Consider the following 13,233-nt stretch of genomic DNA (forward strand, 5'->3'; position numbering starts at 1 on the left):
GATTTCCCCGCTATGGAGCAAGTCCTCTGGTTCGGCTGGTTTCGGGCCGACATCATCGCGGAATACGGCGTGCTGTTCTGGCGCGGCCTGCAGATGACCATCATGGTCACGCTGATCTGCATCGTGCAGGGCACGCTGCTGGGCCTGGCCATAGGCATGGCGCGCGTGGCGGAATCCCGCCATTCGCCCGCGCGCGCGATCTGCAAATACGCGCTGCGCTGGCCGGCCACCGTCTACGTCAGTTTTTTCCGCGGCACCCCGCTGTTCGTGCAGATCCTGCTGATCCACTTCGCCGTGCTGCCGCTGTTCATCAACCCGTCCGACGGCCTGGTGATTTCGGGTGAAGCCGCGCGCAACATCAAGCAGAACTACGGCGCCTTTCTCTCCGGCATCGTGGCCCTCACGCTCAATGCCGGTGCCTACATCTCCGAGATCTTCCGCGCCGGCATCCAGTCCATCGACAAGGGCCAGGTCGAGGCCTCGCGTTCGCTGGGCATGTCCTTCCCGCGCACCATGTACCACGTGGTGCTGCCGCAGGCCTTTCGCCGCATGCTGCCGCCCCTGGGCAACAACGCGATCTCGCTGCTGAAAGACTCCTCGCTGATCTCGGCCATCGGCCTGGCCGAACTCGCCTACGCCGCGCGCACCGTCGCCGGCGCCTACTCACGCTACTGGGAACCCTACCTCACCATCTCCGTCATGTACTGGGTGCTGACGCTGGGCCTGGCTTACCTTGTCAAGAAACTGGAGGCTCGTTATGGACGAGGTGATTCGCGTTAACCGGCTGACCAAGCAGTTTGGTCACACCCCGGTGCTGCGCGGCATCGACTGCGCCATCAAGGCCACCGAGGTCGTCTGCGTCATAGGCCCGTCCGGCTCCGGCAAGAGCACTTTCTTGCGCTGCCTCAACGGCCTGGAAGAGGCCACCGGCGGCGAGGTGCTGGTGCACGGCGTCTCGGTGCATGAACCCAAGACCGACGTCGACGCCCTGCGCTCCGAAATCGGCATGGTGTTCCAGCGCTTTAACCTGTTCCCGCACAAGACCGTGCTGGAAAACATCACGCTGGCCCCGACCAAGGTGCGCAAGCTCACGGCCCTGGAAGCGCGCAACCGCGCCAGCGAACTGCTGATCAAGGTCGGGCTGCTCGACAAGATAGACGCCTACCCCAACCAGCTCTCCGGCGGGCAGCAGCAGCGCGTGGCGATTGCCCGCGCGCTGGCCATGCAGCCGCGCATCATGCTGTTCGACGAACCCACTTCCGCGCTGGACCCCGAAATGGTCGGCGAGGTGCTGGCCGTCATGCAGGCCCTGGCCGAAGAAGGCATGACCATGGTGGTCGTCACCCACGAAATGGGTTTTGCCCGCCAGGTGGCCGACCGCGTGATGTTCATCGACGAAGGCCTGGTGATCGAGGAAGGCTCGCCGGCCGAAATCTTCGACAACCCCCGGGAAGAGCGCACCCAGCGCTTTTTGAGCAAGGTGTTGTAAGGCGGCGGCCCGCGTTCGCGGGCCTCCTGCTTTTTCGGCACTCGCCAATCCTCAAGGAATCGCCATGCCCGCCCTACTCCGGGCCGTCCAGGCCGACATCACCAAATTGCAGCTTGACGCCATCGTCAACGCTGCCAATTCGTCCCTGCTGGGCGGCGGCGGTGTCGACGGCGCGATCCACCGCGCAGCCGGCCCCGAACTGGTCCATGAATGCCGGCTGCTGGGCGGCTGCAAAACCGGCGACGCCAAGGCGACCAAGGGCTACAAGCTCCCCGCGAAATACATCATCCACACGGTGGGCCCGGTCTGGCGCGGCGGCGGCAATGGCGAGCCCGGGCTGCTGGCTTCCTGCTACAAGCGCTCCATGGAGATCGCGGCCGCCAAAGCTGTCGCTTCACTGGCCTTCCCCAGCATCAGCACCGGCATTTACGGCTACCCCATCGACCTGGCGGCCCAGGTCGCGGTAGCCAGCGTGCGCCAGGCTTTGCAGCAGCCCTCCTCCGTGGAAGAAGTGGTGTTCTGCTGCTTTTCGGCGCAAGACCTTGCGGTTTATGAGCGCCTGCTTGCGGGAGCCTGAACCAAAGCAGGGGAATGCCTGTCCATCGTAGGCCTTCCTCAATACCCCGGCACCTTGAGCACCCGCGCCAGGTAGTCAAAAAACACGCAGTACAGCGCAATCGGCAGCGGCAGGCCCAGCAGGGTGCCTAACAAGTAGTCGCGAAACCTCACACCCGACATCGCCAGCGCATAGTTCAGCGCCGGCGCGGTCTGCAGCAGCGTGCGCAGCAGCACGATGCCGGCCACAGGCCGCGCGTCGAGTTGCGCGAGCACACCTTGCACCCAGCGGCCTTTGATCTGCCGCAGGGCATCGCCGCCCAGCAGGCGTATCAGCCAGAAGGTGAAAGCGCAGGACACCACCGCCGCGAGATAGGTCGCCACGCCACCCCAGGATTCGCCCAGCGCCAGCACCGCGGCCGCCAGGAATATCCAGCCCGGGATCTGGACCAGGTTACCCAGCGCGAACAGCGCAATAAAGATCAGCAGCCCGCTGGCCTCGTTGTCCAGAAACTTCTGGTGCAAAAACACCAGGCTGAAGTTGTCCCGCAGGCCCGAGAGCTGGAACAGCGCCAGCAGCAGGCCCAGAAAGGCCAGCACGCCGAACAGTCGTTTAAAGCGCTTCATGGGTAGGTGGTACGCGGTTGTGGGGTATCGGCTGGAGCTGTCAGCGATTTTCCTGCAAAAAATTCGGCGAACCTGTAAGAAACGCCAAGCTCGCCCGACCAAAGCCCAACACGCAGCAAAACTGCGGCGGAAATCCCGGCTTCTTGCTTCTTCCCAGGCAGCCGGGCCTTGCGGCACCTTGAGGAGCACCTGATGAAAACAAGCCCGAACGCCATACACCCCGGCTGGCTGCGCGCCATGCACTGGCTCAATGCACTGGCCGTTGTGCTGCTCATGATGAGCGGCTGGCGCATCTACAACGCCACCGCCTTCCTGGGCTTCACGATTCCCAAAGACCTGACGCTGGGCGGCTGGCTGGGCGGCGCGCTGCAGTGGCACTTTGCCGCCATGTGGCTGCTCTTCTTCAACGGCATTCTTTACCTGGCTTTCAACCTCTTCACGCGGCGGCTGTTCCGCAAGTTTTTCCCACTGTCCCTCAAAGGCATCACGGCCGACCTGCTGGCCGCCCTCAAAGGCAAGCTGGCCCATGAAGACCCGCGCCACTACAACATGGTGCAGCGCCTGGCCTACCTGTTTGTCATGGCTGACAGCGTGCTCATCGTGCTTTCAGGCCTGGTGCTCTGGAAGTCGGTGCAGTTTCCGCTGCTGCGCGAACTCATGGGCGGCTATGAAGGCGCGCGCCTGGTCCATTTTTTCAGCATGGCCGCGCTGGCCGGCTTTGTCGTCGTGCACCTGGTCATGGTGGCCCTGGTGCCCAAAACCCTGGTCTACATGCTGCGCGGCCGCTGAACACCGGCCCGCACACCTCAAGGAACCAACCATGAACATCCAACGCCCCAGGCGCCTTCAGCACATAGACGGCGATGCCGTCCTCAAGGAAGCCGTGGACCGCATCGCCATCGCCCACAAGCTTTCGACCGCCCGCCGCAACTTTCTGCGCGGCTCGCTCAGCCTGGGCGGCCTGGCCATGCTGAGCGGCTGCGTGCTCGACGACAGCGAATCCGTCAACAGCGCGCTCAGCCGCATCTCGCGCCTCAACGACGATGTGCAGGCATCACTGTTCGACCCGAACCGCCTGGCCCCCACCTATCCCGACTCCATGATCACCCGGCCCTTTCCTTTCAACGCCTACTACGGCGAAGACGAGGTGCGCGAGGTGGAGGAAGAAAGCTTTCGCCTCGAAGTCGCAGGCCTGGTCGCCGACAGGCGCAAATGGTCGCTGCCCGAGCTGCGCGCCATGCCCCAGGCCGACCAGGTCACTCGCCATATCTGCGTCGAGGGCTGGAGCGCCATCGGCAAATGGGGCGGCGTTCCCTTCTTCCATTTTTTACGCCGGGTGGGCGCCGACACCACGGCCAAATACGTGGGCTTTAAATGCGCCGACGACTACTTCACCAGCATAGACATGGCCACCGCCCTGCACCCGCAAACCCTGCTGGCGCTGACTTACGACGGCCAGGTGCTGCCGCCCAAATACGGTTTCCCGATGAAGCTGCGCATGCCCACCAAGCTCGGCTACAAAAACCCCAAACACATCCAGGCGATTTTTGTCACCAACACCTACCCTGGCGGCTACTGGGAAGACCAGGGCTACAACTGGTTCGGAGGCAGCTGAGCCCGCTCAGAAGCCCCGCAACGCCGGCAAGGCATTCACGTATTCCTCCGCCCTGCCGTTTTTTTGATCTTCAACAACTTTTCCAACACTCTTTCATCAAGGACAACACCATCATGAACACCCAAACTTTGACCGCCGCCCTCCTGTCCGCCTGCCTGCTCGCCGCCGGCGGCAGCGCCACGGCGCAGGACGCCATGAAAAAAGACGCCATGGGCAAGGATGCGATGAGCAGCAAGGACGCCATGGCCAAGGACGGCATGAAGAAGGACGCCATGGCTAAAGACGCGATGGCCAAAGACGCCATGGCTAAAGACGGCATGAAGCATGACGGCGACAAGACGGCCATGGCCAAAAAAGACAAGATGAAAAAAGACGCCATGGCCAAGGACGGCATGCAAAAAGATGCCATGGGCAAAGACGCCATGGGCAAGGATGCGATGAAGAAATAAAACGCAGGCAGGAAGCAGAAGCCGAAAAAAAGGCCGCGGCGCCTGCGCCGCGGCCTAACCCACCTTCAATGCCAGTTGGCAGCCAGCACCGGTGCGAGTGCCTGCTGGTAGTTCGCCGGTAGCGTGGTCTGCCCGGCGGCCGGCGGTTCGAATTGGGCCATGGCCTCCACCAGTTTGTCGACATCGGTATCCAGCAGGGTTAGCCTGCTGGAGGGGTCTGTGGTCTTGATCCGTTCGACATGGTAGGCATTTCCCAGGTACCAATTGTTGACCGTCACCTTGTCGCTGGTGCCTATGATGCTGAGCTCCAGGTTGTTGCCAACCTTGCGCAACCACACTTGATCATGCCGTATGCCATCACTTAACTTAAACACGTCCGTATTGCCGGCCGTGGTGTCGTTTTCCTGCACCAGGTCCGCCCCATCGCCTCGGCCGAACCAATAGGTATCCGAGCCCGCTTCGCCCCACAGTGTGTCGTTGCCACTGTCGCCTACTAACTCATCGTCGCCCTCGCCGCCACTGAGCGTGTCGTTGCCAGCGCCGCCATTGAGCCAGTCCATGCCCGCCTGCCCTCCCCCCCCTGGAGCGTATCGTTACCCCACTCCATGCCCTGCCGGATCAGGTCATCGCCGCCTTCGCCTTTAACGGTGTCATTGCCCGCGCCGCCGGCCAGTATATTGGCGTTGCCGTTGCCGGTGAGCGTGTCGTTCACCGCCGTGCCGACCAGGTTTTCTATGCTCTTCAGCGTGTCGGTGAAAGCTGTGGTCGCCGCAACATCCACCTCCTCGACCTCGTGCATCTTGACCGTCGGTTCGGCCTCCAGAGACTTGGCCTCCAGATCTGCATACGCGGCCGCCGATACAGGGAATGGGGTCTCCGACACATAAATGCGCAGGTTGTTGCTCTCTTCAGGCACGTCCGCCCGCCCCCACAGCGCGATCGAATAGATGGTCCGCACTTGTTTCAGGTCCACCTCGATATAGGGCTTGTTTCCTCCCACATGGGCCAGGTTGCTGTCGCTTCCCCGCAGCAAGTTCCAGCCGACGCCCACCACGTTGTCGGTCAGCGCATTGGGGTTGAAGATGTCGCGGACAAGGCCGCCACCGTCGGCTCCGGGCGAAACACCGCTCTGGTTGCCTGCGGCCGCGTCCAGCCCACCTGTGGCATACGCCTTCAGCCCCGTCAGCGCCACCGGCAGCGTCGTGTCCGCCATGTCCGAGTGGTAAATGCGAAGATACCGGCCATGGACGCGACTTGAATGCCGATCTCCGCGACGACCATGCCCTTTTCCGCATCGCTCAGGCTTTGGTTCCACAGGTTGGGCGCAAGAGCAGAGACACCGAATGCCGCGTTAAAAACGCCAAAACCGGTGCCGGTGATCGCGAATCCCTTGTTGATGTTGTCCAGCTTCTTGTACTTGTTGGCAGTCAACCCGCCGGCGTATTTGGAAAGGAGCCCGCGAATGTCGGGATCGTCATAGAGAGCCTTCAGTTTGTCCTGGCTCTTCAGAGCAGCGCCCAGGCTGCTTACGGCTTTGGGCGCGTTGGTCAAGATGCTGGTCACGCCCGAAATGAACAACAGGGATGCCGTCGCTCTATCAATGGCTCTTTTGTTATCACCATGGTCCTCGATATACTCCGGCCAATCCCCCTGGGCATGCTTTAACGTCATCGACGCCATAGCCAACTGGGGAACCGCATTAAGCACAAAGCCGGTGAATGTGGTAACGCTCAGGGCGGGGCGCAGCATCTTGGTTCTTTCTACCCTCCTCTGGGCTTTCTCAAATTTTTCCTTACTCGCTTTTTCGGCTTCCTCGGCGGCCTCCGTCTTCTTCAAAGCGCCCTCATAGGCCGTCCTGGCAGCCAATTCCCCAGGGAGGATGGCACCTGCGGCACCCGGCACACCGCCAGGCAGAAATGTCAGCCAGTGGGCCTCGGCTGCGTCAGAGACAGTTTTCGAAGCTGTGCTCACCTTAAGGAGATCCTCATGACGCTCGTCAAGTTTGCTCAGGAGTACAGGACTCATGCTTCGACTCCATCGCCAGCCATCGGCTATCAGGAGCGATCCTTCAAGAAAGCTGTTGATGGCCGTGCGGCTCAGGGCGATGATGGCCAGGTTCTGCGAATAGTCATCGTCACCGTCCAGGTAGCCTGAGTACAGTGAGGGACGGTTCGCGGCCCAGCTGATGCTCATAAAGGCCGTGCTGGCCCAGAAGTGCTGAAACATCAAGCTGGTTTGCACATCGAACTTAAAGGCCAGCTCATCTTGATCTGCACTCGGTATCAATGCGGAGTTCATGCGCGCCTTCAGCCTGTCCAAGCCCGTCGTTGCATAGGTCCGTACCCAGACATTCGCAATCCGGTCCGTGGCGGTGTAAACGCCATAGGGGTTGCTGGCCTCCAGCATCTTCTTGAAAACTTCACTCTCGGTGCGCTCGGCAAATTGCGGCAAGTGGCCGCCGTGAAGAAGCTCTGTCAGTTCGACATTGGTCAGTTGCATGGCGGCCTCCGGATGGGGATGACGGGTTTCAAATGGATGATGGGTTTCAAGGCCTGCTCAGGCCGCCGTTTTGTCGGGATGCGGCGCCTCCGCGCCCGGTTTTTTTGCCTGCGGCTTTCGCGCTTTATCAAGATGCGCAAGGAAGTCCTGGAAATACCGCGTCAGCAGCGTGCGCGCGGCCTGGCGCTCGGTTTGCGGCCCCCTGAACTCCATGACATGCGCGGCCCGCCCGCCCCGCTTGACGCGTATGGCGCGCGCCACCGAGGTGGGGAATTTTTCTTCCAGCCGCTTTTTCATTTCCCAGGAGTCGGCCTTGCCGAAAGGCGCGACCCAGTCGACGAACCACAGGTGGTCGCCGCCGTTCCAGTCCGCCAGCGCGATGCGCGAAGCGTCCAGCATGTAGGCCGCCTCGGCGCGGCTGCTCAAGTGGGCCCAGCTGCAGTACGCCACCGGCATGCCGTCGCGCTCAATCAGCAGGTACTGGCCCAGCTCGATGGGCGGCAGCGCGAAGCGGCTGAGCAAGTCCACCGTCCAGTCGCGGTGCAAGGGGGAGTYCATCCAGAGCCAGGCCAGCTTGCCGAGGATGGCAAATTTGTAGTCAGCGGGCGCGGGGAAGGTGTGGGGCGTGCTCATGGCCGGCCTCCTTTACCAGGATGGGCGGGCGGCAGCGGCGCCGTGCCATGCATAAAGGGGAAAGCACCTGCCCCACGGAAAGAAAGGTATTAACAAAGTACTCATGCCTGTCTCCTTGCTGCCTGGTCAATGCCTGTCTCACTCTTAAGTTGTACAAATCCTTAATTGAGACGCCTTTTCCATTACTAAAAAGCCATGGTTTTATTTGTTATTAGCTTTTAAGTGCTACTCATATGAGCCAAGAATAGGCAGGCGCGGAAAAATCAGGGGGCCACTTTGTGTTTTGGCGGACAAAGTGGTAACGATTTTTTGTGAATTTTTCACAAAACTGACTTAAAGCGATGGCACCCCGGCAGCGCTGAACGAAGCTGCGCGCCGGCGCTGCCCGCGGGCGCCCGGGTCATTGTTTCCAGGGGTAAATCAGGGGTTATAACTGTATGTTCATACAGTACGATGAAGGCTCTTGCAGAACAACAAAACCGCCCTGCACCCGGGGCCAAGGACAGACAGACATGCAGCTTTCCCACCCACCCCAGTCCCGGGCCGCCACAGCCCTGCCCCGCCCGCAAGCAGGCCGCGCGCCCGCGGCGCCCTGGCCTTTTTATGTGCAGGCGCCGCGGCCGCCCTGTTTTGATATGGAGCTCAATGCGCGGCGTGTGCTGGAGACTTCCGCGCGTTATTTTTCAGCGCCGCTTGCGTGCGAACGGCCCTCACCCCCGCCCTCCCCCAGGGGGAGAGGGAGCTGAACCGGGGAGAGGGAGTTATCTCAAAAAGCAACCGAAGCCTGCATCCACAAGGTGGGCCGCTTGGCCGCCGATGCGGGGATCGACGTAGGCAAGCCGCCGTCGGTGCGCCAGGCCAGCGATGAGCGCAGCTGCACCGGGCCCAGGGCGGCATTCACGCCCACGCCCACACCGGCCAGGTTGCGGCTGTTGGAGGCTGGCGCGCCGAAGGGATTGCGGTTGATGGTGACCTTGCCCACGTCGTAGAAGACGGTGGCCTGCACATTGGGCATCACGTTGTGGCGCAGCTCCACCGTCGCACGGTAGCCTTCGTCGCCGCTGGCCTCGCCCTGCGGATAGGCACGCACGCCGTTGATGCCGCCCAGCGAGAATTTTTCGGACGAGTCCAGGTTTTTGCTGGCGGTCTGGCCGGCCACCGACAGCGCCACAAAGGTGCTGTCGGTAAAGCGCTGCAGGCGATTCGCGCCATAGCTGAAACGTGTATAGCTGCCGTTGGACTGGGCCGAGGCCGCGTCGATGGCCAGGGCCGTGGGCGAGTTGATGCTCAGGTTGCCGAAGGCGATGCTGAGGTCCAGGCTGGTGATGCCGCCGCCGCCCAGCGCGTCCTGCAGGCTGCCCGACAGGCCCAGGCTGGTGACGCGGACTTTTTTGGGCGTGAAGGTGGCAGTGCCGTCCACATAGTCCTTCAGGCTCTTGTCTTCGTACGAGGCCGTGCCGCTGAGGTTTTTGAACTGGCTGCGGATAAAGGGGTAGCTCGCGAACACGCTGCTGCTGGTGGCCGTGCCATGGGCCTGCAGGGCTTCAAACTCCTTGCCGAGCTTGTAGTGGATGTCGGAATAGGCCGCGCCCACCTTGAGGCCGTCGCTGCCCACGGGCAGCTGGTAGGCCAGGCGCGCAAAGCTCAAGCCGGAGCCGGCGGTCAGCACATTGGCCGTGAGCTGGTCGCCTATCCTGAGCGGGCTCACGAGGTTGAAGGTGCCGGCCAGGCGGAATTCGCCGGTGTAGCGGCTGCCGTAGTTGTCGGCCACCACGCTGCCGCTGTAGGGCTTGGCGGGGTTGACTTCAATCAGCAGCTCGGAGGTGCCGACGCTGGCGCCGGGCTGCAGCGTGGCGCGCGAGGTGCTCACGCCGGGCGTGTCCTGCAGCAGCAGCAGGCCGCGGTCTATCTGGTCGCTCTTGATGACGTCGCCGTCCTTGACCTGGCCCAGGTAGGCCTGGGCGCGCTCATCGCTGAGCAGCGACTGGTTGTTGATCTTGTGGCTGGAGATGCGGCCTTCGATGACGCGGATGGTGACCGCGCCGTCGGTGATGTCCTGCGCCGGCAGAAAGGCCCGGGCCACGGCAAAGCCCTTGGCACGGTAGTAGGCGGTGATGCGGCGCGCGGCGGCATTGAGCTGGCTCAGCGACTGCTCGGCGCCGACCAGGCCGGCCACCAGGGGCTGCAGCTCCGCCGTGGGGATTTCCTGGTTGCCGGTGATGGCGATGGACTTGACCAGCACCTTGGCCTGGCCCTGCTGGCTCAGGTCTGCGGATTCCTCGATGCGCTGCAGCGGCACCGCCTGCTGCGGCGGCAGGCCCGGCGCCTGGCGCAGGTCGCGCAGCACCTGGCCGGCATCGGGCACGGGTGGGGTCTGGGCCCAGGCGCCGCCGTGTGTCGCCAGCAGGACCGCCGAGGCCAGGGTGGAAAGAGGCAAGGAGTTGAATTTCATCTTTGTCATTTCGATTGAACGCTCACGCGGCTTCACACGGCAACGACCGCCACCCCAGGGCCGCCAGCCATGTCCTCCCGGCATCCCACGATTTTCTGTATTCCCGAACCGCGCCGCCATACTGCAAATGCAGCAGATGCGCCGCTCCCGCACTGTCGCAGAGCGCGGCCGGCCTGTATGTCCCTATTTTTAGCGACATAGACGACAACGCCCAGGGCTTTGACGTGGAAAGCGCACTGGCGCAGGCGCATCAGGAGCCTCGAGGCCTTGCACCACGGCAAGCCCCTTGCAGCACGGCCAAGGCCTGTTGGCCGGCCTCGTCGCCCGCCTCCACCCCGGCGGCGGACAAGGCATCGGCCATGGCGCAGGGGTCCTGGCCGGCCTGGGCATTTGCCGGGCGGCCCACGCCGGCCAGGTAAACCATGGCGCTGCGGTAGGCCTCGTTCATCACGAAGAATGGCGCCGGCTCCGCAGGCCTGATGATCAGCCTGCCGCCCGTGATGTCAAACCCCTCCTGGCCGGACCAGGGGCTGTAAATGCCGAGGTTGACGCCGCTGGCGGCCGTGACGCCAGGCGCGCCAATGCCCGACTGCCGCGCGCCGTTAAAGACCACGCTGGTATCGGGCAGCGTGAGCGGCTGCAAAAAGCTGCGCAGCAGCGGGCCGGTCTGGCCTTCGTAAATACGCCAGGTGGCCGTGGTGCCGCCCTGCGTGGCGATGTCCCAGCCGCTGAAGGTGGCGGCCTGCAGCATCTGGCCGCTGGCCTTGCCCGTGCCGCCCGCGCTGCCGGTCTGGCCCGAGCTGTCAATGTCCCAATAGCTGTCGCGGGTCACCGCGGTGCCGAACTCCTCGCCCACCAGCCCGCCCACCATGCCGGTGGCGCTGACGCGGCCGGTGCTGTAGGCGCGTGTGATGGTGCCGTCCAGCGAGCTGCCGACCAGCCCGCCGACCCTGTCATTGCCCGTCACGGCGCCACCGGCGTAGGCGTCGGTGATGCCGCCGTCGCTGAGTTCGCCCACCAGCCCGCCGACATAGTCGCTGCCCTGCACAGCTGCCGTGCTGTAGACATTTCTGAAAGTGGTACAGCAGCCCTGCCCCGCGATGGCGCCCACAAAGTCGCCGCCGGTAATGCTGCCGCCGACCAGCCCCAGGTTCTGGATGCTGGTGCTTTGTGTGAGGCCAAAGAGGCCGACAAAGTTGTCGCCCGGTCGGTTGATGAACAAGTTGCTGATCCTGTGGTTCAGGCCGTCAAAGCGGCCCTCGAAGATGCCCGGCGCGTTCACACCGCCCAGGGGGTCGAAGCCAGAGCCGGCGTTCCAGTTCACCGTCGCGCTCGCATCGATGTCGGCGCCCAGCACATAGTTGCCGGTGGGGTTGCCGTTGATGCCTTGCAGGTCGGTGCCGGTGGTGCTGCCGGCCGCTCCCAGGCTGGTGATGACCTTGTATTGGTCGGTGGCGCCATCGCTGCCCAGCTTCGTGCTGAAGTTGTCGCCGGCCCGCAGGTTGACCGTGGCGCGCACGTTGTAAGTCGCCGTGTTGCCCGCGTTGAGCGCGCCCAGCCCGTATTCCAGCGCCAGCTTGCCGTTGGCGTGCTGCGAGGTGATGGAGGCGTTGATGTTGATGTTGTGCCAGGCGCTCAGGGTCAGCGTGGTGCCGGCGTTCCAGGTGACCGCCGCGTTGACATGGATGTCGCCGGCCTCGCTGCCGCCCGCATTGTTGGTTGCCAGCGCGACGTTGCCCAGGTTGAGGTTGTTGCCCAGCGTCGTCGCGCCTATGCCGCTGCCGGTCAGGCCGCCGCTGCCCGCCGCGATGCTGAAGTCTGTCGGGTCAATCAGCCAGGTGCCGTGGTGTCCACTGGCGGCCAGCGTGGTGATGACGGCGCCGTCGGCCACCTTCACGTGGGCCGCGCTGGTTTCGACAAAGCCGCCGCTGCCCCCCGTGGGTGCCGATGCATCCAGCGCCCCGCCCACATTGACCGTGCCGCTCTCCATATCGCCCATCAGCAAAATGCGGCCGGCCTTGTTCTGGATTGTTTTGGCTTCAATCACGCCGGTGTTGTTGACCGTGGCCGTGGTCAGGCTGTCCATGGCCCTGGCCGACAGCAGCACCTGGCCGCCATTGGCCTGGATCAGCTGTTTGTTCTCAGCCAGCGCCCTGATCGCACCCTGGTCGATGCTGTAGCCCAGCAGGCTGCCGTTGTCGAGGTTGAGCGTGACCTTGTTGCCGGCCGCCAGCAATGCGGTGCCCAGTGAGGCCGTCATCACGCCTTCATTGCGTACCTCGGGCGCCAGCAGCGCCAGGTAACCACCCTGCCCCGCGTTGAGAATTCCCCGGTTCACGACGCTACCGCCCGAACCCGTGAAGACATGCCTGCCCGCCATAAAGTCGGTATTGCTCATGCCGAGCGTCGAAGCCACCAGCCCACCGACGTTGACCTGCGAACCCGCGCCAAACAGCACACCGTTGGGATTCAGGATAAACACCTGGCCGTTGGCTGTCAGGCTGCCGAGCAGCTCACTCGGGCTGCTGCCCGTGATGCGGTTCAGCGCGATGGCCGAGGCATTGGGCTGGTGAAAGACCAGCGCCTCGTTGGCGCGGGTTGACAGGCTGGTCCAGTCAATCGCCAGGCGCTGGCCGCTTTGGTTGATGGTCGTGGTGTTGCCCACAGTCGCAATGCCGGCCGCACCGGCCGACACCGTGGCATTGGCTGCATCGGCGGCCCTGGCCTGCGACGCAAGGCATGCCAGGGCAAGCACCAGGCCGGCCATCGCCAGGGAAGCGGCAGCCTTGCCCCGGCCCCTGGCGTTCTCCGCCACGGCAACGCAGCTGTTGGAAACCGGGTTCCAAACCAGGCGATAGATGCGGTTGATGCTGGCGTGGCTTTTCATGATTCCTCCTTGCCTGCCAGCGATGGT

Annotated in this window: 13 protein-coding genes; 6 read left to right on the plus strand and 7 right to left on the minus strand. The window is 63.4% G+C overall.

What is annotated here, in order from left to right; genetic code table 11:
* Positions 1-12: 12 nt before the first annotated feature.
* The 3 genes from AC1DUN_RS18130 to AC1DUN_RS18140 all read left to right on the plus strand — a co-directional run bounded on the left by AC1DUN_RS18130 (position 13) and on the right by AC1DUN_RS18140 (position 2,066).
* Positions 13-780: an amino acid ABC transporter permease gene (locus AC1DUN_RS18130; protein ID WP_074579902.1), complete on the plus strand. Its 768-nt coding sequence runs from the start codon at positions 13-15 to the stop codon at positions 778-780.
* Positions 758-1,489 carry an amino acid ABC transporter ATP-binding protein gene (locus tag AC1DUN_RS18135; protein ID WP_477715185.1) on the plus strand — a complete coding sequence of 244 codons (732 nt, stop codon included), beginning with the start codon at positions 758-760 and terminating at the stop codon, positions 1,487-1,489. Before AC1DUN_RS18130 ends, AC1DUN_RS18135 begins: the two co-directional genes overlap by 23 nt.
* A gap of 64 nt (positions 1,490-1,553) precedes the next feature.
* The gene (locus tag AC1DUN_RS18140; RefSeq protein ID WP_477715186.1) at positions 1,554-2,066 is read left to right on the plus strand and encodes an O-acetyl-ADP-ribose deacetylase; all 513 of its coding nucleotides are present in this window, start codon (positions 1,554-1,556) and stop codon (positions 2,064-2,066) included.
* A gap of 38 nt (positions 2,067-2,104) precedes the next feature.
* Here AC1DUN_RS18140 and AC1DUN_RS18145 read toward each other — a convergent pair whose 3' ends face one another.
* Complete coding sequence (locus tag AC1DUN_RS18145; RefSeq protein ID WP_477715187.1) at positions 2,105-2,671, minus strand: VTT domain-containing protein; 567 nt, start codon at positions 2,669-2,671, stop codon at positions 2,105-2,107.
* A gap of 192 nt (positions 2,672-2,863) precedes the next feature.
* On the opposite strand from AC1DUN_RS18145, the gene AC1DUN_RS18150 reads away from it, so the two are divergent.
* From AC1DUN_RS18150 to AC1DUN_RS18160, 3 genes are all read left to right on the plus strand, one after another.
* The gene (locus tag AC1DUN_RS18150; RefSeq protein WP_477715188.1) at positions 2,864-3,460 is read left to right on the plus strand and encodes a cytochrome b/b6 domain-containing protein; all 597 of its coding nucleotides are present in this window, start codon (positions 2,864-2,866) and stop codon (positions 3,458-3,460) included.
* Between the two features lie 31 nt (positions 3,461-3,491).
* Positions 3,492-4,286: a molybdopterin-dependent oxidoreductase gene (locus tag AC1DUN_RS18155; RefSeq protein ID WP_477715189.1), complete on the plus strand. Its 795-nt coding sequence runs from the start codon at positions 3,492-3,494 to the stop codon at positions 4,284-4,286.
* A 113-nt stretch (positions 4,287-4,399) separates the two neighbouring features.
* Positions 4,400-4,735 (plus strand): pentapeptide MXKDX repeat protein, encoded by a 336-nt coding sequence (locus AC1DUN_RS18160; protein ID WP_477715190.1) that lies wholly within the window; start codon positions 4,400-4,402, stop codon positions 4,733-4,735.
* A 65-nt stretch (positions 4,736-4,800) separates the two neighbouring features.
* On the opposite strand, the gene AC1DUN_RS18165 is transcribed toward AC1DUN_RS18160, so the two are convergent.
* The 6 genes from AC1DUN_RS18165 to AC1DUN_RS18190 all read right to left on the minus strand — a co-directional run bounded on the left by AC1DUN_RS18165 (position 4,801) and on the right by AC1DUN_RS18190 (position 13,206).
* Positions 4,801-5,295: a calcium-binding protein gene (locus AC1DUN_RS18165; protein ID WP_477715191.1), complete on the minus strand. Its 495-nt coding sequence runs from the start codon at positions 5,293-5,295 to the stop codon at positions 4,801-4,803.
* Entirely contained in the window at positions 5,229-5,948 is a 720-nt protein-coding gene (locus AC1DUN_RS18170) for a hypothetical protein (RefSeq protein ID WP_477715192.1), read from the minus strand. The genes AC1DUN_RS18165 and AC1DUN_RS18170 overlap by 67 nt, the downstream gene beginning before the upstream one ends.
* Positions 5,918-7,234: a hypothetical protein gene (locus AC1DUN_RS18175; protein ID WP_477715193.1), complete on the minus strand. Its 1,317-nt coding sequence runs from the start codon at positions 7,232-7,234 to the stop codon at positions 5,918-5,920. Before AC1DUN_RS18175 ends, AC1DUN_RS18170 begins: the two co-directional genes overlap by 31 nt.
* A 57-nt stretch (positions 7,235-7,291) precedes the next feature.
* Complete coding sequence (locus AC1DUN_RS18180; RefSeq protein ID WP_477715194.1) at positions 7,292-7,867, minus strand: toxin-activating lysine-acyltransferase; 576 nt, start codon at positions 7,865-7,867, stop codon at positions 7,292-7,294.
* 766 nt (positions 7,868-8,633) lie between these two features.
* Entirely contained in the window at positions 8,634-10,319 is a 1,686-nt protein-coding gene (locus tag AC1DUN_RS18185) for a ShlB/FhaC/HecB family hemolysin secretion/activation protein (RefSeq protein WP_477715195.1), read from the minus strand.
* A 250-nt stretch (positions 10,320-10,569) separates the two neighbouring features.
* Positions 10,570-13,206 (minus strand): two-partner secretion domain-containing protein, encoded by a 2,637-nt coding sequence (locus tag AC1DUN_RS18190; RefSeq protein WP_477715196.1) that lies wholly within the window; start codon positions 13,204-13,206, stop codon positions 10,570-10,572.
* Positions 13,207-13,233: the final 27 nt, after the last annotated feature.

The organism is Polaromonas sp. P4_F6 (assembly GCF_056401275.1).

Coding starts and splice junctions, on each gene's coding strand:
- AC1DUN_RS18130 (WP_074579902.1), top strand. CDS start 13: ATGGAGCAAGTCCTCTGGTTCGGCTGGTTTCGGGCCGACATCATCGCG.
- AC1DUN_RS18135 (WP_477715185.1), top strand. CDS start 758: ATGGACGAGGTGATTCGCGTTAACCGGCTGACCAAGCAGTTTGGTCAC.
- AC1DUN_RS18140 (WP_477715186.1), top strand. CDS start 1,554: ATGCCCGCCCTACTCCGGGCCGTCCAGGCCGACATCACCAAATTGCAG.
- AC1DUN_RS18145 (WP_477715187.1), bottom strand. CDS start 2,671: ATGAAGCGCTTTAAACGACTGTTCGGCGTGCTGGCCTTTCTGGGCCTG.
- AC1DUN_RS18150 (WP_477715188.1), top strand. CDS start 2,864: ATGAAAACAAGCCCGAACGCCATACACCCCGGCTGGCTGCGCGCCATG.
- AC1DUN_RS18155 (WP_477715189.1), top strand. CDS start 3,492: ATGAACATCCAACGCCCCAGGCGCCTTCAGCACATAGACGGCGATGCC.
- AC1DUN_RS18160 (WP_477715190.1), top strand. CDS start 4,400: ATGAACACCCAAACTTTGACCGCCGCCCTCCTGTCCGCCTGCCTGCTC.
- AC1DUN_RS18165 (WP_477715191.1), bottom strand. CDS start 5,295: ATGGACTGGCTCAATGGCGGCGCTGGCAACGACACGCTCAGTGGCGGC.
- AC1DUN_RS18170 (WP_477715192.1), bottom strand. CDS start 5,948: ATGGCGGACACGACGCTGCCGGTGGCGCTGACGGGGCTGAAGGCGTAT.
- AC1DUN_RS18175 (WP_477715193.1), bottom strand. CDS start 7,234: ATGCAACTGACCAATGTCGAACTGACAGAGCTTCTTCACGGCGGCCAC.
- AC1DUN_RS18185 (WP_477715195.1), bottom strand. CDS start 10,319: ATGAAATTCAACTCCTTGCCTCTTTCCACCCTGGCCTCGGCGGTCCTG.
- AC1DUN_RS18190 (WP_477715196.1), bottom strand. CDS start 13,206: ATGAAAAGCCACGCCAGCATCAACCGCATCTATCGCCTGGTTTGGAAC.